This window comes from Arthrobacter sp. TJ-270, assembly GCF_058269075.1.
In genome coordinates this window covers 1-18,282 of sequence record NZ_JBZCNB010000006.1, presented here as the reverse complement: position 1 = coordinate 18,282, position 18,282 = coordinate 1, and the positions used below count along the sequence as shown (strand labels likewise).

Here is an 18,282-nt window from a genome sequence, read left to right as displayed (position 1 = left end):
AGCATCGAAACTATGGAATTCAGATACCTCGGAAACAGCGGACTCAAGATCTCGGAAATCACCTACGGAAACTGGCTGACGCACGGTTCCCAGGTGGAGAACGACGTCGCCACCCAGTGCGTGCGCGCGGCGCTCGACACAGGCATCAGCACGTTCGACACAGCAGACGTATACGCGAACACCGCGGCTGAGACCGTGCTTGGCGAGGCCCTCAAGGGTGAGCGCAGGCAGTCGCTGGAGATTTTCACCAAGGTCTACGGGCCAACCGGCCCCAAGGGCCACAATGACACCGGCCTGTCCCGCAAGCACATCCTGGAGTCGATCGACGGTTCCCTTCAGCGGCTGCAGACGGACTATGTGGATCTATACCAGGCCCACCGGTATGACTTCGAAACACCCCTGGAAGAAACGATGCAGGCGTTCGCCGACGTTGTGAGGCAGGGCAAGGCGCTCTACATCGGCGTAAGTGAGTGGACGGCGGAGCAACTGCGGGATGGGCATGCCCTTGCCAGGGAACTGGGCTTCCAGCTCATTTCCAATCAGCCCCAGTACTCCATGCTCTGGCGGGTCATCGAGGAAAAGGTGGTGCCGACCTCGGAGGAACTCGGAATCTCCCAGATTGTGTGGTCGCCTGTGGCCCAGGGTGTCCTGACCGGAAAGTACAAGCCGGGCCAGGCACCCGAGGACGGTTCGAGGGCTGCCGATGACAAGGGCGGCGCGGACATGATCAAGCGCTGGATGTCGGACGAGGTGCTCACCGGTGTGCAGAAGCTTCAGCCCCTAGCCGACGAGGCCGGCCTCAGCATGGCGCAGCTTGCCATCGCATGGGTGCTGCAGAACCCCAACGTCGCGTCGGCGATCATCGGTGCTTCGCGTCCGGAACAGGTCGAATCGAACGTTGCAGCCGCGGGTGTCAGGCTTGAGCCCGCGCTCATGAAACAGATCGATGAGGCGATCGGAGACCTTGCCGAAACGGACCCCGCCAAGACAACCTCCCCCGAAACTCGCCAGGCATGAGGCTCGCGGTCACCGGATCCACCGGCAAGCTTGGACGCAGCGTGGTTACCGGGCTGCGGGAGGCCGGACACCAAGTCCATGGCTTCGACCTGCACGGCGAGCGCGGACCGGGATTCCTCTCGATTGACCTGACCAACTACGGCGACGTCGTGGACGCCTTCATCGGAGTGGACGGTGAGCGCTCCGGCTTCGATGCCGTCGTTCATCTCGCCGCAATCCCCGCTCCCGGCTTGCAGGCCGATGCCGCCACTTTCCGTAACAACATGCTGGCGACGTACAACGTATTCCAGGCCTGCAGGAGGGCCGGAATTCAACGGATCGTGTACGCCTCCAGCGAGACCGTTCTCGGGCTTCCCTTTGAGGAGGACCCTCCGTACATCCCGGTCGATGAGGAGTATGACGCCCGACCGGAGAGCACCTACTCGCTCGTCAAGCACCTCGAGGAGCAGATGGCCATCCAGCTCACCCGCTGGGACCCGACGCTGAGTATTACGGCCCTGCGGTTCTCCAACGTCATGGACCCGGAGGACTATGCGGCGTTCCCCTCGTTCGATTCGGATCCGCTCCTCCGAAAGTGGAACCTGTGGGGGTACATCGACGGACGGGACGGCGCTCAGGCCGTGTTACGAGCCCTTGAGACTGCTCAGGATGGCTTCGACAGGTTCATCATCGCGGCGTCCGATACGGTGATGAGCCGTTCGAGCGCGTCTCTGGCAGCGGAGGTATTCCCCGACGTCGAGGTCGTCAAGGAGGTCAGCGAGCACGAGACCCTTCTGTCGATAGACAAGGCGCGGCGCCTCCTGGGATTCGAGCCCAAGCACAGCTGGCGGGACCACGCAGGCGGATAGGTCGGAGTGGTGCTTCCAGACAGCGGGAAGCACCACCGCAGCTAGCCTCCACCGAAAATGCTCAGTAGGCTTACTGATTACGGAGCGCCGCTCCAAAAGCAATCGTCGAAAGGACCGGTCATGACTGAGAATCTCCCCGATGAGGAACTGAACGTAGTAGGCGAAGAGCCGGACGCCGCCAACGAGTCAATCGCACCCGAGGCTCTCGACCCCGTGCAGGACGGCCGGCCGGACAATTACCCCTCTGCTGCCGAGAATGATCCGGAGAACTGGCAGCAGGATCCGCTGCTCCAGGATGAACCCGGAGTCGGCGTCGGTCTTGAGGAAAGCGACCAGAGCCTGCGCGACGAGACGGAGGAGGCGCGCTTCCGCCGGGGTGACGAGCAGGTGCCGCCGGAAGAGCCGACCATCGGTGAAGCCGCTGCGGATGTCGATTTCGGCGACCCGATGAGCGATGAGGAAGTGGACGCAAGCGACGACGTCGCCAACTTCGGCGGATCGCCGCTGAGTCAGTTCGAGCCGGAGGACCTGGACCGTTAATCCCCGCGCTCCCGACCGGATGCGCGCCGGTAGACTGAAACCGTGAAAAAAATCGCTGCGCTATGCCTGCTCGTGCCTTTCAGTGCCCTGCTCGTGGGCTGCAACCAGATTGAGGAAACTGCGGGCGGGATAGCCGGCGATGCGGCATCCCAGGTGGCTGGCGCCGCCGCGGAAGAAGTCCGATCACAGGTGTGCTCCCTGGTGAGGGACGGAAACATCAGCGCTGAAGACCAGGATCTGCTTGCAGGACTGGTTGACGCAGCCGGAACAGCCGGGCTTCCTGCCGAGATCACAGACCCGTTGCGCGACATCGCGGAGGCTGGAGACCAGGTGCCGGCCGATTCGGTGAACGCCCTGAATGAGGCGTGCGCGCCCTCGTCGTAAACGCCGGAGGTAGCGTTTAGGTTTCGATTGTCCATCAAGTGTTCTATTGACCGGACGGTCGCAGTACCTTTTCCCTATGAGAGGCGGCTCTCCCCGGGACGTACGTGATGCGACTGCTTATCAGGACGCGGTTTCGCGGTCCATTAGGGCTGCGTGTGCCAGATGGGTCGCGATCGAGGTGGAGTTCGGCCTGCTGAGTGGAGCGGAGGTCGATGCGCTCCTTGGTCCGCATTTCCCGCCGGCAGGTTGCCTCGCCGCCGAGCGGAAGATTCTTGGTGTGGCGACCAAGGCCGGACGTGTCCTGTACCCGGGGTTCCAGTTCGACATGGAAGCGCACGCGATCCGGTCGATAGTCGCCGAAGTGGCCCAGATCGGCCTGGACGGTGGCTGGAAAGACCGCCATATTCTGCAGTGGTTCTGTGTACCGAACGGCTCACTCCATGGCGAACGGCCAGTTGACCTGCTGGATGACAGGGAACGGCTGCTTGCTGCAGTTCATGCGGATCTGGAAACAGTCTGGTGAGGAATCTCGCGGTCAGCATGATGGCGGCGTTGCTGTTGCTCACGGGTTGTGGCGCGGTGGCAGTGCCGGGCGAGAACGCGAGTGAAGAGCCGCTGCCGCCGGCTTCCGAGGAACTGATTGGGCAGGGCCTGGTGATTTCGGATGAAGCCGGGCCCGTGATGCTCTGTCTCGGACCCGTCATGGAGTCCTATCCTCCACAGTGTTCCGGGCCGGAAATCATCGGATGGGACTGGGACGCCGTCGAGCATTGGGAGAGGTCGGGCGATGTGAGATGGGGTACCTACGCCGTTCACGGGACGTGGGATGGGGAGGCTTTCGCCCTCACGCGGCCGCCGGTTCCACTGGCCCTGTACGACCCTCCGGCGGACATCGATCCGCGCACGGAACCTGCGAACGGCGGAGCAGGCGAGGCCACTGAGCTGGAAGCGCTGCAGCGGGACCTCCACGAGACGGAGGGCGCCGAGATACTCAGCTCGTGGGTTGAGAACGGCTACGTGTTTGTCACGGTGGTGTACGACGACGGCACTCTCCAGGACGCTTATGACGCCAAATACGGGGACAACATGGTGGCCGTTCGGTCGGCCCTGCAGCCAGCGGACCGTGGCTGATTCAGACTCACCGGGGTCGTCCCGCAAGAATGTCAGTGGCACGAAGTACCTTGGTCGCATGAACACATCAAGCATCTCCACAAGCATCTCCACAAGCACCGTCCGCCACCCCGAGAAGGGTCGCCGATACACCATAGAGGAACTCCGCAGCCTCGCTGCGGAGGGTGATGCATGGGCCCTGTGCCAGGTCGATCAGTGGGAACTCGAGTTCGCCAATGAGTACGCCGGCATACTGTCCGAGCGCTGCACCGACCGTGACTGCGAGGGCTACGGCGAGCCGGTGGATATGTGCTGCGACCATAACGGCGAGCTGATCGATGTGGATCATGGCGGTTGGGGACACAGCATCAGCTGGGTCCGGGCGGCCTGATATCTTCCCCGACGGACTGCGTTCACCGCCCGGTCACCTGTTACTGATATGTTCCGGCAATGGATGCTCTTTTGCCTGAACCGCAGCCGCTGACGGCCGGGGACCTCGCCGGTCGCCTCGGCTTCGATGAGGAGTTCCTCGGTTTTGAGGTGCTGCTGCCCTCGCTGACGGGCTCCGAAACCGTCCTGCTCCCCTACACGCACTTCTCGGTGCTGATGCGACCCGACAAGCGCCTGGCAGCTGTCGCCGGACTCGGTATCGATGGCGCCACGCTGATGAACCTCGACCGTTCGGGCATTGGCTGGCGCATGGATCCTCGATTGAGCGCTGACCTGCAGACCGGCGAGAGAGTCTACGCCCGGAATGACATTGACCGGGGGCACCTGGCGCGTCGCGCGTCAGCTGTTTGGGGCAAGACCCGAGCAGAAGCGGAGCAAGCGAATACCGATACCTTCTTCTACACGAACGCCGCCCCGCAGGCTGCCGGGTTCAATCAGGGTCTTGAGTTGTGGCTTGGGCTTGAAACCTATCTGTTGGAGAACGCCGCCGGCAATGCTCGGCGCCTTGTTGTTTTTACTGGGCCCATCTTCAGTGACCGTGATCCGGTGTATCGGGGAACTGAGATACCGCTTCGTTACTTCAAGGTCGCTGCCTTCCTCTTCGAGGGCTCGCTTGCCGCTACGGGTTACGTCGTGGATCAGACCCCTCAACTGCAGGATCTGCCGGACGTCGAGCTACCCGGAGCTCTGGACGAGGCTCCGCCGCTGGGCCCCTTCCGCACCTTTCAGGTGCCTATCCGAGACATCGCCGCTCTCACCGGGCTGAGGATGGCACAGCTTGTAAAGGCGGACCGCATGCCTATTTCGGCTGAGCTGCCAACAGCGGTCATCACGTCGGTGTGGAGGGAGCTGTCCACTCCGGAGTGCCTCGACCTGGACTTCGACCTGCAAGGCTGAAGCCGGAACAGTAGGACACCGCCGCCATGTGAATCGGCGCACATCCCAACGCTTCCTCTGAGCATAATCGTGGCGATAGGGTGTCATTCAGGCTGATTGGTCCGAGAAAGCCGTAAGACGAAGCGAACGCACCGGATACAGTGGAGGTATGTACCTCGACCACCCGCAAGCCCTGGCCGACGATGCGGTCCTCGAGAACCGCAAATCCATGTTGGCGACTGCACCGCACGTTCAGAGCCTGGAGCAATGGCGAGCCAGCTACGCAGCCATCAGATCAACACCCATTCCCCACTTCGACCCGGCTGACGCCGGAGACCAGGCACGCGTTCTCTTCGTGCTGGACCGCCCGCAGGAGGAAGTGCTCTCCGAAAGCGGAACAGGTTTCGTGTCCGTCGACAACCCCGACAGCGCCGCAGAGCGATGCTGGATCGAGCGCGATTCCGCCGGTCTACACGAAGGCGTCCTGATGTGGAACATGGTTCCCTTCCTCGTGTCGAACCCCAATGCTGACAACCGGACGGCAGGCGCAAAGGCGTTGGGCTCTGTGCTGCGCCTTCTGCCGCGACTGGAGGTTGTCCTGCTCTGCAGTGATGCCGTACAGCAGACCTGGGACAAGCATCTACAAGACCGGGTCCCCCGGGTCACCGTAATCAAGGCCCCGGGTGTCGGCCCGCAGTCATTGTCCCGCAAGGCAAAGCAGGACGAGCTTAGAAAGGCCGTCGAACGCGCAAAGCGTCTGGTCGGCTGACAAACGTCACCTCATCCGAAGCGCCCGCCTGCGCCGTCAACCGCCAGGAACGCAGCGCCGTCGCAAGTCTGCCGCCTGAGTGACACACTGACCTCATGACGGCAGTACTTCTGGGCTGGGACCCGGATAGGGGGAACTGGGGTGGGTTCTATCCAACGATAGTTGCAGAGGTGCGGCGTTCCGGGTGGCATGTGGAGCGCTGGCCGCTCGTCATCGGGAAGCCCTTGCCTGTTGGTACTGAAACCTGGTTGTTCGTGCATGGGGGTAGGCCCAACCAGCGAGGTTTGATCGGGCACGGATTCACGATTGATCAACCGTCAGCGGTGACACTTTCCGATCCGAACAGTGACAGCCCCCGCCTGCATGTCGGCGTGCAGTTCGACCTTCTCCTGCCCGAGGGCGAACAGCTGCGCATGGATGAACTGGTGGCTCGGATTCCCAACATCGATTGGAAGACAGCAATCACCTCGGGCAAGCAGATCCAGTCCAACGCGGAGGCGGCAATGAGGGCGGTCTGGGCAGAACATGTTCTGGACGGTGCGTCTCCGAGCGCGAATACCCTGGACCCGCTCCCGGGCTCATATCCGGAGGCCGCGTTGATTCGCGTTCCGACCAACCGGTACGAGCGCAGTCCCGAAACGAGAGCCGTCGCGATCGCCCATCACGGGCCGAACTGTCATGCCTGCGGTTTCGATTACGAGGCCAAGTATGGCGCTGAGGGCGCCGGATTCATTCACGTCCACCACACGGTGCCGGCCTCCTTACTTGGGCCCGACTATGAGATCGACCCGATCACCGATCTGGTCCCGTTGTGCCCGAACTGCCACTACATGGCTCACAGTAGACGCCCCACCCCGTATACCCTTGCCGAGCTGCGCGCCATGATCGCGACCGCGGGGCATTTGCCGGGAGTGGTCGTCACCGCGGAGCAACAGCGAGCGCAGGACGCTGCACTAAGGATCGCCCAAGCTCGCTCTGTTACAGAATGAACGATTCCGGACCGGCATCCGCCGCCCCAGACGACATGCAGCGGGACGACACATCAACGACGTGTCGTCCCGCTCAGAGTTCCCTAGGGTGTTTTGTACGGTTAGATCAGCGTCGCTGAACGGCCGAACAACTTGTTTGAGGCGATCTGCGCCCCGCGGCCCAAAGCTTCAAGCTTGGCTGTGGCGATCTGCGGGTGGAGTCGCCCTCCGAGGCCGCAGTCGGTCGAGGCGATGACATTCTCGCGCCCTACCAAGCTCGCGAAGCGTTCGATGCGCTGCGCGACCAGCTCAGGGTGTTCAACCACGTTCGTCGCATGGGAGACGACACCGGGCACTATGAGTTTTCCGTCCGGCAGCGTGGTGTCCTGCCAAAGGGCCCACTCGTGTTCGTGGCGCGCGTTCGCGGCCTCGAAGGAGTACGACCCGGCGTTGATGCTCAGCACAAGGTCCAATATGTGCCGGAACTCTAGATCCGTCGTGTGCGGACCATGCCAGGATCCCCAGCACACGTGCACTCGGACCTGGTCCTCCGGCAGGCCCCGCAGTGCGTAGTTGAGGGCCTCCACCCGAATGCGGGTGAAGCGCTGGTAGTCCTCGACGCTGGGTTCGGGGTTGATCTGATCCCAGTTCTCAGCGAGGGAGGGGTCATCGATCTGGACGATGAGACCGGCGTCGACGATGGCCCGGTATTCCTCGCGCAGCACGTCGGCCCATGCATAGATGAACTCTTCCTCGCTGGCGTAGTAATCGTTGCCGATCCTGCTCGCCGACCCCGGCGAAAGTGCGGTGATGAACCCCGTTCGGACGTTCGCCGCGTCAAGGCCTACCTTGAGGTTCGCTATGTCCGAGGCCAGTGCATCCTGGCCGATGTATGAAATTGGACCGGTAGCGGAGGGGAACGCCGTGGCGTTTTTGCCAAGCTGGATTCCGCTCTCAGGGTCCTGATACGCTGCTGCGAAGCGAGTCCAGTCGCGCCGATCCGCGAACGACGTCAGTTTGATCGCGCCGGGTTCGCTGCGCACGGCATCGGCGAGGATCGGGTTGTAGTCCGTCAGTTCAAGACCGGCGGTACGCTGGAAGCTGTAGGTCCACCAGGCGCCGTAGTCCACGGCATTCGACATGGCCTTGCCGTACTCGCCATCCCCCGGGATGGTAATTCCGAGGTCCTTCTGCCACTGGACGAGGTCCACCACGGCGGAGGTGAGCAGGCCCTCGAATTCCGGGGTTCGCTGCAGGGTGAAGCCATCCTCAGCGAGGGTTCTGGCGGCGTTGGCGGCGATCAGTTCCGGTGTGCGCGGCAGGGAACCGGCGTGGCTGGTGTGAATGCGGTCAGTTGTCATGGTGCTGTTCCTTCCATCGGTCCTGCCATTAGCACCGTTCCGGATGGGAGGTCCGGGGGAAGCTGCAGCGTCAGGGAGGCAGGTCTCTCAGCTGCTCTGGATGGTGGGGTTTAGGGCTCTAAATCCACCGGTGACGCAGGCACGCCCTCTCCACGGCCACAGGCCGAGCACCAACAGAAGAGGCTCCCACCATCATGGTGGCACTGTCAGCCCCCACCCAAAAACACCCCGTCATGAACCGAAACGAAGCATCCCACGAAGCTTAGAGCGGTGAATGGGATGAGCGCTGCTAAAGCCTGACCAATTCCCACTTTCGAGATCCATAGGTCGCTCTGTGCTCTCCCCCGGGCAAGGACCATACTGGATACAGAGCAAGCATTATGAAAGTCATCGCCGGGTCCGTCGCTGTTACGCGCCGTTCCCTGTCGGTGAAGCTCCGCAAGACCAGGGACAAGAAGGCCGTTGATGCCGCTATCGGATGAAGAGCGTAGACGCCTACGGGAGCTCGAAGAGGAGCTCGCGGCAGAGGACCCCGATCTGGCCCACAAGTTACAAGACGCGGGACCATCCAAGCGTATCGGCGCGCGCGAAGTTTATGGGCTGCTGACCATCCTGGCCGGCTTCGGACTAATCATCGCTGGAATCAGCATGCAGCTGACCATTCTCGGTGTCCTGGGTTTCCTCGCAGCAGGCGCGGGAGCTTACCTCTTCTTCAGCGGTTGGAGCACGCGCCGCTTCCCCTAATGTCCCGGTTAGGTCTGTCGGCCGGCAACGAGGCCTCGCGGAGCTAGCGGTGTTGCGGCAGTCAACCAGCCTTCTTAGTGGAGCCCCCTGCCGGATTCGAACCGGCGACCCCCTGTTTACAAGACAGGTGCTCTGGCCAACTGAGCTAAGGAGGCGGACTGGCTGAGCCAGCAGGCGCCGTCGTCGTAAATGAACTTCCAACGGCGCTACACAAGATTAGCCCAGCGCCGCGGTCGGCGGGAAATCAGTGGGCTTGGAAATTCTCAGTTCCTGGCTTCGACCTTCTCCCGGGTGACCGTTGCAAAGTCGCTCACCGCGTCCGGTACCTCCTCACCGTCGACGAACACAGTGGGAGTGCCGTTGACCCCGTAGGTTTCGGCTGCCTGGGTTCCGAATTTCACCCACGGTCGGAAAGTATTGTCATCGAGGCAGGCCGTGATGTCCCCGGCACCGGCAGTTGTGGCCATCTCCGCGAGTTCCGCATCGGACAGTTCGCCGTTCTCGAAATTACCGAACAGTGCCGTTGAGAAGTCCCAGTAGGCCGGCGGCGAGCTATCCGCAACGCAGGCAAGGGCGGCAGCACCCCGGGAGGAATAGTCCGTCTGCGAGTTGGGGTCGAGGTACGCAACGTTCCGGTACTCGAAAGTGATGGCGCCCTCATCGAGCCAGGTTTGTATCTGCTCCGCGTGAGTGCGCTCGAAGTTGGCACAGTGCACGCAGTTCACGTCGATGTAGGCCACTATCTGCACCGGCTCGTCAGCACTGGTCGCAGCCACACCGGGCGGCGGCCCCGCTGGGCTGGGCGCTTCCTCCGGCAGTGTGGCGACGTCGACGGTGTCCACGGTGGTGGGCGCAAGCTCGGTCGTGGACGTCAGTGCGATCCCGCCGTACTCGTTGCCATGTTCAGGGGCCGGACCTGCATCGGGGACCTCGTTGCGCATGTTCCCGGCGACGATGAGACCGACGATCACGAGAATGGCAACGACGGCCGCCACAACTCCCCACTTGATGAGGAAGGATGCCCGCTGCTGCCGCGTCTCCATCTCCTGCCGCGCCTCCGACTTCCGCTGGGCCTTGCTGGGTCTGGGATTACTGGGCGTCATCAGTCCTCGTTGTTCACATCGGTTCCGTCTTCGACCCACTTTAGGCGACGTAGCTGAGCGCTTCCCCGCCGCGCGGCCGCGCCGCCCAACCAGCTAAAGTCATAAGTAGGCCTACCATCGTCAGGGAGACAGTATGCAATCAGGTGACACAACGTACGGTGAGTTCGAGTTCATTGTCGTGTCCAACCGGCTTCCGGTTGATCGCGTGACCGACGACGACGGCAACGGCACCTGGCGGCGGTCACCCGGCGGGCTGGTCACCGCGCTGGCTCCCGTCATGGAGAAGGCCGACGGCGCGTGGGTGGGGTGGCATGGTGCTGCTGACGAGACCCTCGAAGCCTTCGACCACACTGACATCCGGCTCGTTCCCGTCCCCCTGAGCGAAGATGAAGTCGAGTTCTACTATGAAGGCTTTTCGAACGCCACGCTCTGGCCGCTGTACCACGACGTCATAGCACCGCCCGAGTTCCACCGCCACTGGTGGGATTCATACCGGAAGGTCAACGAGCGCTTTGCAGCGGCGACCGCAGCCGTAGCAGCCGAAGGCGCCACCGTGTGGGTGCAGGATTACCAACTCCAGCTCGTTCCCAAGCTCCTCCGCGAAGCCCGACCGGATCTGAAGATCGGTTTCTTCAACCACATTCCTTTCCCTCCGCTGGAGATCTATGCGCAACTCCCGTGGCGCCGCCAGGTCATCGAAGGCCTGCTCGGCGCCGACCTGATCGGCTTCCAACGGCCGAGCGATGCCAGCAACTTCCTGCGCTGCGTGCGCCGCTTCCTTGGGCTCGCGGTCCGTCAGCAGCAGGTGCAGGTGAAGGGCGCGGACGGTGCACCTGACTACGTATCGCGGGCCGAGGCCTTCCCGATCTCCATCGACGTGCAGCGCATCGTCGACCTGGCGAACCGCCCGGACATCATCGAACGCTCCCAGGAAATCCGCCGTGAACTCGGGAATCCCAAGCACATTCTGCTCGGTGTTGACCGCCTCGACTACACCAAGGGCATCGGTCACCGCCTGAAAGCATACGAGGAACTCCTCGCCGACGACATGGTCCAGGTCGAGGACGCTGCGCTCATTCAGGTGGCAAGCCCCAGCCGGGAACGGGTGGAACAGTATCGGCTGCTCCGCGAAGAGGTGGAAGGCGCCGTCGGACGCATCAACGGCACCTACGACACCATCGCCAACACAGCCATCCGCTACCTCCACCACAGCTACCCCGTGGAGGAGATGGTCGCGCTGTACCTGGCTGCCGACGTCATGCTTGTGACCGCGCTGCGCGACGGCATGAACCTGGTCGCGAAAGAGTACGTCGCGGCGCGGACGGGCAACCGCGGTGCACTGGTGCTCAGCGAGTTCGCCGGGGCGGCAGACACGCTGCGTCAGGCCATTCTGGTTAACCCACACGATATCGACGGGCTCAAGAGTGCCATTCTCGCCGCGCTCGAGATGACCCCGTCCGAGGCAAGCCGCCGCATGCGGACCATGCGGCGCCAAGTGCTGCAGAACGACGTCGAACGCTGGTCAAAGGCGTTCCTCTCCGAACTGCAGAACGGCACCCGGGAGGAACTCCTTGTCTGAATCGCTGAGCCCAGAACTGCTTTCCGCGCTGGCGACGGCGGCCGCCACGGACACGCTGCTGATCGCCCTCGACTTCGACGGCACCATGTCGCCGTTGGTTGACCGTGCGGAGGATGCCCGCGCACTGCCCGGATCTGCGGCAGCTCTGCGTGAACTGGCGCAACTTCCACGCACGACGACGGCGCTCATCTCCGGGCGCGCGCTGGACAGCCTGCGCCTGGTTGCCTCCCCCGAACCGGAAACCCTGCTCATCGGCAGCCACGGCGCCGAAACCTGGACCGGCCCCGACGGTGCGCCACTCGAGCTGACTCCTTCACAAGCCGAGATACTCCGAAATGCCACCGATGCCATTCGGAAGGTTGTCGATGCCCACCCCGGCACGCTGCTGGAACTGAAACCGGCCGGCGTCGTTCTCCATACCAGGACCGCTGATGCCGAGACGGCCGAGTCAGCTGCTTCGGTTGCGCGCACCGAACTGTCCTCGTTGGAAGGTGTCCACCTGAGCCACGGCAAGAATGTCCTTGAGCTGTCCGTTGTGCAGGCTGACAAGGGCAAAGGCTTGCGGTCACTGCGCGAGTTGACGGGCGCCACCGCCGTCGTTTTTGCCGGTGATGATGTCACCGACGAGCATGCCTTCAACATCCTCACCGCACCGGATGTCGGTATCAAGGTCGGCGACGGGCAGACGGCTGCGCCCTACCGGATCACCTCTCCGGAACAGCTCGTTGAGGTGCTGCAGGAGTTGGTCACGTTACGCGGTGCTGGCGCCTCTGCCTGACTTCGTGCCATACTCTCTTCTTGTGACCCAGTTCACGGTAGGTCGAACTCGGCCTGCGAACTGAATCGCTCCAATTGAATATTTCCATTCACTACGGATCGTCGGGCACGTACCTGCCCGTGAAAAGGATAAGAAAAAATGGCAACGGTAACGTTTGACCAGGCTACGCGCCTGTACCCGGGCACTGAAAAGCCCGCTGTAGACAAGCTCAACATCGAGATCGCAGACGGCGAATTCCTCGTTCTCGTCGGACCCTCCGGTTGCGGAAAGTCCACCTCACTCCGCATGCTGGCCGGCCTGGAAGACGTCAACTCCGGCCGCATCCTCATCGGTGACCGCGACGTCACCGACGTTCCCCCGAAAGACCGCGACATCGCGATGGTTTTCCAGAACTACGCGCTGTACCCTCACATGTCCGTTGCCGACAACATGGGCTTCGCGCTGAAGATTGCGGGCATCGCCAAGGAAGAGCGTGCCCAGCGGGTCCGCGAAGCCGCGAAGCTTCTCGACCTCGAGGACTACCTCGACCGCAAGCCAAAGGCTCTCTCCGGCGGTCAGCGCCAGCGTGTTGCAATGGGCCGCGCAATCGTGCGTAACCCGCAGGTCTTCCTCATGGATGAGCCGCTGTCGAACCTCGACGCCAAGCTCCGCGTTCAGACCCGTACGCAGATCGCTTCGCTGACCCGCCGCCTCGGTGTCACCACCGTGTACGTCACCCACGATCAGGTTGAGGCCATGACCATGGGTGACCGTGTCGCAGTCCTGAAGGACGGCATCCTCCAGCAGGTCGACACCCCGCGCAACCTGTACGAGCGCCCGAAGAATGTCTTCGTTGCCGGCTTCATCGGCTCCCCGGCCATGAACCTGCTCGAGCTGCCCACCACGGAGGCCGGCGTACAGTTCGGTGACACCACCTACCCGATTCCCCGCGATGTCCTGGGCAACGCACACGGCAGCACCGTGACTCTGGGTGTCCGTCCCGAAGACCTGGGCCTCGTCGGCGCCGGTGAAGGCTTGCGGGTTGAGGTTGACGTCGTCGAGGAACTCGGCGCTGACGCATACCTTTACGGACACACCTCGCTCAACGGCCAGGATCACGACATCGTGGCACGCGTCGACGGACGCCGCCCTCCGAGGAAGGGCGACACCGTGTACGTGCGGCCGGTGAAGGGTCACACGCACCTGTTCGACACCAAGGACGGGCTCCGCCTGGCTGACCACGTGTAACATCCCGCCCTCTTAGCGGTTCGGTAAACATCCCGCGATGGCCCCTTTCGGTTGACGGTAAACTCAACCGAAAGGGGCCACCGTCGTTTTTAGGACAGATAAAATCACCATGACTGATTCGAACCAGGCCAACTGGCATCACGAGCCAACGGACTACGATCAGCCCGGCAAGTTGCCCCGGACCCGCAGCGCACTCGACGAAGGCTCGCTGGGATCGCTCAACATCACCGCAGCGGCGACCGACCCCGAGTTGCTCGACCTGCCGTGGCACCTCGCGCTTGAAGAATGGCCCTCTGAGTACCTCGCCGCGCTTCCTCGAGGCATCTCCCGGCACATCGTGCGTTTCGCACATCTGGGTGGATCCGTGATCGCCGTGAAGGAGACCAGTGAGCACATCGCCCGGCACGAGTACCACATGCTCCGCAAGCTACAGCGCCTGGATGTACCGTGCGTGGAGCCGGTGGCCGTCATCTCCGGCCGGAAGACGCTCGATGGCGAGGAACTGAATCCAGTCCTGGTAACGCGCCACTTGAAGTTCTCTATGCCGTATCGCGCACTGTTCTCCCAGATGCTGCGGAAGGACACCCTGACGCGACTGATCGACGCCCAGGCGCTGCTCCTTGTCCGTCTTCACCTGATCGGTTTCTACTGGGGCGACGTGTCGCTGTCCAACACCCTCTTCAGGCGCGACGCCGGGGCTTTCGCCGCCTACCTTGTGGACGCCGAGACCGGCGAGTTGTACCCCGAGCTGTCCACGGGCCAGCGTGAATACGACCTTGAGATTGCACGCGTCAACATCGCCGGTGAGCTGATGGACCTCGCCGAGGGCGGGCTCATCGAGGAGAAGGTGGATCCGCTGGCTACCAGTGAGCTCATCATGGACAGCTACCGCCGCCTGTGGACCGAGCTTACGGAGCAGGAGTCCTTCGAGCTGGTCGAACGCTGGCGCGTCAATGCCAGAATCCGTCGCCTGAACGAGCTCGGATTCGACGTCGAGGAGTACGCGATCAAGACCGTCTCCGAGACTTCCCAGATCCAGCTGCAGCCGAAAGTGGTCGACGCCGGGCACCACAGCCGCCGCCTCATCCGCCTCACCGGCATCGACGCGCAGGAAAACCAGGCGCGGCGCCTGCTCAACGACATGGACGCGTACCGGGCAGACAACTCCCCCGACCTGGACGAGGAGATCAGCGCGCACCAGTGGTTCTCCCACGTCTTCGAACCGATCGTCCGCGCGGTCCCCCGAGAGCTGGGCGGGAAGCTTGAGCCTGCGGAGGTGGTTCACGAGGTGCTGGAGCACCGCTGGTACATGTCCGAGAAGCAGGACCGCAACGTTCCGCTCGCCGAAGCCGTGCAGTCCTATCTTGACTCCGTCCTGCGGCACCGTCGCGACGAAGCCGCGATTATGCTGACCGCCGACACCAATACGCTGAACATCATCAGCGGCGGGGCGCAGGAAGGAAGTTAGACCGGCTCTCGCTCTAACAACACAAGAGAAAAGCGTCCGCGGTTCAGGGCTTGTGCCCCGATCCGCGGACGCTTTTTCTTTGAAGTATCGCTGACTTGGTCCGTGCTCGCTACGGGTTCAGCTGGCTGCAGTCAATCTGCTGACCTTGGAACTCGTGAACACCGGGACCCGCGGATTGGCAGAACTCGATTACTTCCTGCGAGAAAGGAATGAGCGCGATCAGGCCGATGATGGCGATGATGCCTGTGATGACTCCGATCGCGCCGATGATGATGCCGGCGAGGGCGAAACCGTTGCCCATCCCGGCCTTCCGCGACTTCACCATTGCGATGATGGAAATGATCAGGCCGACAATGGAGATGGGCCAGATGATGGCGCAGATCAGCCCAACGATGCCGAGGGTCTTCCCGGGGTTCTCTGCCGGCTGGCCGTAACCGCCGCCGTATCCACCCGGCGTCGCGTAGGGCGAACCCTGTGCCTGCCCGTAACCAGAGGGAGACTGCTGGCCGTAGGGCTGCCCGTAGCCGGGGGGCTGCTGGCCCTGGGGCTCGTTCGACGACGTCGGCTGCTGCCACTGCTGTCCGGCCGGGTAGCGGGAGGAGTCGTCCTGGCCGCCGTTCTGGCCCGGCTGACCGGTGGTGTTGTCTGACACGGTATTTCCCCATTTCTCAGGTGTGACGCCACTGGCCCCTGCCGCGGCGCTGGCTGATTTCAGTCTATCCGCAGGACACAACCGTAGTCGGTAGGAGCCGCCGTCGCCCATGGTTGCCTGTCAGGGTATCGCCTTGCCCGGGTTGAGGATTCCGGCGGGGTCGAACACCTCTCTGATCCGCCGTTGCAGGTCCAGAACCTCCGGGCCCTGCTCCCAGGGGAGCCACCGCAGTTTGTACTGCCCGACTCCGTGTTCCCCGGTGATGGTTCCACCGAGCGCCAGAGCAACCCGCACCGATTCGTCCAGTGCCCTGTGAAGTCTCTCGACCCCTGACTCGCTCTCCTCTCGAGAGACCCAGAATGTGGGGTGAAGGTTTCCGTCTCCGGCGTGGGCAACGAGACGGAGACGCACACGGTGCTCGCGCGCGATCCGCTCGAGTTCGGCAGCGTAGTGGACGAGCTGGGAGCGCGGGACAGCCACGTCCTCACCGACCCGGAAGTCGTCGTCGACGCCGTCACCCCTGGCATTACGGCGCAGGTCGAGGAGCATCCCCGCTTCCGTATCGTCTTCCGCCTCCACCGTGGCACCCGCCTGGGCAAGCACCTTGCGCACGACGACGGCTTCCGCCTCCGCACCGAAACCGTCGGTCTGAACGAGCAGGAGAGCACCACCTCTGGCAGCGAGGTTCGAATTGAATGCTGTATCAAGGATGCGCAGTGTGTTGCCGTCGAGGAGTTCCAGGATGGCCGGCTGAACGCGCGCCGCGCCGATGGCCAGGACGCCGGCGGCTGCTGCCGGGAGGTCTGGGAAGAAGGCAGCGAGGGTACGCGTTTCGACGGGGAGGTACTTCAGGCGCACCGTGATTCCGACGACGATGCCCAGCGTCCCCTCGGACCCCACGAAGAGGGCGGTCAGGTCGTATCCGGCTACCCCTTTGAAGGTCGCGTGTCCGGTGTGAATGAGCGTGCCGTCGGCCAGCACGACGTCGAGGGCCAGTACGGAATCGCGGGTCACCCCGTACTTCGCGCAGCGCAGGCCGCCTGCATTCGTTGCGACGTTGCCGCCCAGCGTGGAGATCGTATGGCTCGCTGGATCAGGTGCGTACATCAGGCCGTGTGGCGCGACGGCGATATTGAGGTCAGCATTAATTACTCCAGGCTCGACGACGGCGAGCTCGTCCTGCGGGCGTACCTCAAGAATGCGGTTCATTCGTTCGAGGCTGAGCACGATGCACCCCGGCACGGCATGCGCACCGCCCGAAAGGCTGGTGCCTGTCCCCCTCGCGACGACAGGAACACCCCATCGCTGTGCACACCGCATAACGTGCTGCACCTCCGCGGTGCTCTCCGCCAGCACGACGACGGCCGGCTCGGCGGGCTCCGCTACGGGGCCCTGGTCGCGCGAGTAGCTTCTGAGAGCGTCACCGTCGGTCAGCACCCGGGACCGTTCCATCTTGGCGACAAGTTCTGTGACCAGGGTAGGAGCCTTGGGACGATCGGCGTCTGCTGTCATGCCGAGCCTCCCATGAAGCGTCTGTAGGACGCCAGCACGGCCGACCATTTGGGAGCGGCAGCGAACTGTTCATGACCGAGCTCCCCGGTGGCCCAGCCATCATGGACGACGCTGACGCGCGTGCCCGCGCCGTCGGAAGTGAACGACACTCCGACATGGCTCGAGAGATTGGCATTGCCCTGATGGTGCCACGCAAGCTGTAGATCTGTCACCGACGGCGTTTCAAGGAGGGTTGCCCACAAAGAAGAGTTTCCGGAAGCGTCCTCCTCGACGAGCTCGCCGTCAGTGAACTCCGGGTGGGTTCCCTCTCCGAAGCGGGTCTGGTCTGCAGGCCACCATAGGTGGATCCCATCAGTGAAACCGGCGAAGGAATCGTCCGCAGTCTGGGGAACAGTCACCTCGGCTTTGAGTGACTCAGGAGGGGTACTGGAAGCAGCGTCGGCCGGGCCGGCGTCGCCATGGGAAAAGAGGCTGTCCATAGTGCGACTTTAGTGTGGTTGGTGGGGTGTGGTTAAACGGGAAGGGCCTCACCATCCTGGTGAGGCCCTTGCCTTGAGTGTTGTCCGGCGGTGTCCTACTCTCCCACACTCTCTCGGGTGCAGTACCATCGGCGCTGTGGGTCTTAGCTTCCGGGTTCGGAATGGGACCGGGCGTTTCCCCCACGCTATGACCGCCGTAACCCTTTTACCCTCTCCCCCGTCGGATGTGGGGGGCGGGAAAACTAGTGGTTACAACTTGGTGGTGCTTATGCAGTTGTAAATGGTGGTGCCGTACCTGGCCTGCACCCCTTCACTCCCTTACCGCCCGGAGGCAGCAAAGGTGAACAAGGGGTGCGGGGTTGTTGGTTGGGAACCGCATAGTGGACGCGTAGCATTTCATGTGTTTTGTGGTGTCAA

20 protein-coding genes, 1 tRNA gene, 1 rRNA gene and 1 riboswitch are annotated in these 18,282 nt (G+C 62.9%); of the genes, 15 read left to right on the top strand and 7 right to left on the bottom strand.

The features are described 5' to 3' along the window. Positions 1 to 12 precede the first annotated feature (12 nt). The 10 genes from AC4D2M_RS11935 (at position 13) to AC4D2M_RS11890 (ending at position 6,983) form a co-directional block, all read left to right on the top strand. Positions 13 to 1,017 (top strand): aldo/keto reductase family protein, encoded by a 1,005-nt coding sequence (locus AC4D2M_RS11935; protein ID WP_490892101.1) that lies wholly within the window; start codon positions 13 to 15, stop codon positions 1,015 to 1,017. After that, positions 1,014 to 1,865 (top strand): NAD-dependent epimerase/dehydratase family protein, encoded by an 852-nt coding sequence (locus AC4D2M_RS11930; protein WP_490892100.1) that lies wholly within the window; start codon positions 1,014 to 1,016, stop codon positions 1,863 to 1,865. Before AC4D2M_RS11935 ends, AC4D2M_RS11930 begins: the two co-directional genes overlap by 4 nt. A gap of 120 nt (positions 1,866 to 1,985) precedes the next feature. Continuing rightward, on the top strand, positions 1,986 to 2,405 hold the full coding sequence (locus AC4D2M_RS11925; RefSeq protein ID WP_490892099.1) for a hypothetical protein: 420 nt from the start codon (positions 1,986 to 1,988) through the stop codon (positions 2,403 to 2,405). A 42-nt stretch (positions 2,406 to 2,447) separates the two neighbouring features. Beyond that, entirely contained in the window at positions 2,448 to 2,789 is a 342-nt protein-coding gene (locus tag AC4D2M_RS11920) for a hypothetical protein (protein WP_490892098.1), read from the top strand. A gap of 76 nt (positions 2,790 to 2,865) precedes the next feature. After that, on the top strand, positions 2,866 to 3,312 hold the full coding sequence (locus tag AC4D2M_RS11915; protein WP_490892097.1) for a hypothetical protein: 447 nt from the start codon (positions 2,866 to 2,868) through the stop codon (positions 3,310 to 3,312). Further along, the gene (locus tag AC4D2M_RS11910) at positions 3,309 to 3,920 is read left to right on the top strand and encodes a hypothetical protein (protein ID WP_490892096.1); all 612 of its coding nucleotides are present in this window, start codon (positions 3,309 to 3,311) and stop codon (positions 3,918 to 3,920) included. Before AC4D2M_RS11915 ends, AC4D2M_RS11910 begins: the two co-directional genes overlap by 4 nt. A 58-nt stretch (positions 3,921 to 3,978) precedes the next feature. After that, entirely contained in the window at positions 3,979 to 4,290 is a 312-nt protein-coding gene (locus tag AC4D2M_RS11905) for a hypothetical protein (RefSeq protein ID WP_490892095.1), read from the top strand. A 59-nt stretch (positions 4,291 to 4,349) separates the two neighbouring features. Further along, positions 4,350 to 5,246 carry a DNA/RNA non-specific endonuclease gene (locus AC4D2M_RS11900; protein WP_490892094.1) on the top strand — a complete coding sequence of 299 codons (897 nt, stop codon included), beginning with the start codon at positions 4,350 to 4,352 and terminating at the stop codon, positions 5,244 to 5,246. A gap of 148 nt (positions 5,247 to 5,394) precedes the next feature. Then, entirely contained in the window at positions 5,395 to 5,994 is a 600-nt protein-coding gene (locus tag AC4D2M_RS11895; RefSeq protein ID WP_490892093.1) for a uracil-DNA glycosylase family protein, read from the top strand. A 95-nt stretch (positions 5,995 to 6,089) separates the two neighbouring features. Then, positions 6,090 to 6,983, top strand: a complete 894-nt coding sequence (locus tag AC4D2M_RS11890) for an HNH endonuclease (protein ID WP_490892092.1) — start codon at positions 6,090 to 6,092, stop codon at positions 6,981 to 6,983. A gap of 101 nt (positions 6,984 to 7,084) precedes the next feature. Here the strand turns inward: AC4D2M_RS11890 and AC4D2M_RS11885 are convergent, their stop codons facing one another. Continuing rightward, the gene (locus AC4D2M_RS11885) at positions 7,085 to 8,323 is read right to left on the bottom strand and encodes a cobalamin-independent methionine synthase II family protein (RefSeq protein ID WP_490892091.1); all 1,239 of its coding nucleotides are present in this window, start codon (positions 8,321 to 8,323) and stop codon (positions 7,085 to 7,087) included. A 10-nt stretch (positions 8,324 to 8,333) separates the two neighbouring features. Then, a riboswitch (SAM riboswitch) is annotated at positions 8,334 to 8,430 on the bottom strand. A 358-nt stretch (positions 8,431 to 8,788) separates the two neighbouring features. On the opposite strand from AC4D2M_RS11885, the gene AC4D2M_RS11880 reads away from it, so the two are divergent. Next, a complete protein-coding gene (locus tag AC4D2M_RS11880) occupies positions 8,789 to 9,067 on the top strand; it encodes a DUF3040 domain-containing protein (RefSeq protein WP_490892090.1) in 279 nt (92 codons plus the stop codon). 78 nt (positions 9,068 to 9,145) lie between these two features. On the opposite strand, the gene AC4D2M_RS11875 is transcribed toward AC4D2M_RS11880, so the two are convergent. Further along, positions 9,146 to 9,222, bottom strand: a tRNA-Thr gene (locus tag AC4D2M_RS11875). A gap of 108 nt (positions 9,223 to 9,330) precedes the next feature. Then, positions 9,331 to 10,170, bottom strand: coding sequence for a DsbA family protein (locus tag AC4D2M_RS11870; protein WP_490892089.1), 840 nt, complete (start codon positions 10,168 to 10,170; stop codon positions 9,331 to 9,333). A gap of 133 nt (positions 10,171 to 10,303) precedes the next feature. On the opposite strand from AC4D2M_RS11870, the gene otsA reads away from it, so the two are divergent. From otsA to AC4D2M_RS11850, 4 genes are all read left to right on the top strand, one after another. Next, positions 10,304 to 11,749, top strand: coding sequence for an alpha,alpha-trehalose-phosphate synthase (UDP-forming) (gene otsA / locus AC4D2M_RS11865; protein WP_490892088.1), 1,446 nt, complete (start codon positions 10,304 to 10,306; stop codon positions 11,747 to 11,749). Continuing rightward, complete coding sequence (gene otsB / locus AC4D2M_RS11860) at positions 11,742 to 12,527, top strand: trehalose-phosphatase (protein ID WP_490892087.1); 786 nt, start codon at positions 11,742 to 11,744, stop codon at positions 12,525 to 12,527. The genes otsA and otsB overlap by 8 nt, the downstream gene beginning before the upstream one ends. Positions 12,528 to 12,665: 138 nt before the next feature. Next, on the top strand, positions 12,666 to 13,754 hold the full coding sequence (locus AC4D2M_RS11855) for an ABC transporter ATP-binding protein (protein WP_490892086.1): 1,089 nt from the start codon (positions 12,666 to 12,668) through the stop codon (positions 13,752 to 13,754). A gap of 109 nt (positions 13,755 to 13,863) precedes the next feature. Beyond that, positions 13,864 to 15,222, top strand: a complete 1,359-nt coding sequence (locus AC4D2M_RS11850; RefSeq protein ID WP_490892085.1) for a DUF4032 domain-containing protein — start codon at positions 13,864 to 13,866, stop codon at positions 15,220 to 15,222. A 109-nt stretch (positions 15,223 to 15,331) separates the two neighbouring features. Here AC4D2M_RS11850 and AC4D2M_RS11845 read toward each other — a convergent pair whose 3' ends face one another. From AC4D2M_RS11845 to rrf, 4 genes are all read right to left on the bottom strand, one after another. Then, the gene (locus AC4D2M_RS11845) at positions 15,332 to 15,874 is read right to left on the bottom strand and encodes a hypothetical protein (protein ID WP_490892084.1); all 543 of its coding nucleotides are present in this window, start codon (positions 15,872 to 15,874) and stop codon (positions 15,332 to 15,334) included. 120 nt (positions 15,875 to 15,994) lie between these two features. After that, a complete protein-coding gene (locus AC4D2M_RS11840) occupies positions 15,995 to 17,386 on the bottom strand; it encodes an FAD-binding oxidoreductase (RefSeq protein ID WP_490892083.1) in 1,392 nt (463 codons plus the stop codon). Next, positions 17,383 to 17,865 (bottom strand): SRPBCC family protein, encoded by a 483-nt coding sequence (locus AC4D2M_RS11835; protein ID WP_490892082.1) that lies wholly within the window; start codon positions 17,863 to 17,865, stop codon positions 17,383 to 17,385. Before AC4D2M_RS11835 ends, AC4D2M_RS11840 begins: the two co-directional genes overlap by 4 nt. An 82-nt stretch (positions 17,866 to 17,947) precedes the next feature. Beyond that, positions 17,948 to 18,064, bottom strand: a 5S ribosomal RNA gene (gene rrf, locus AC4D2M_RS11830). Positions 18,065 to 18,282 lie beyond the last annotated feature (218 nt).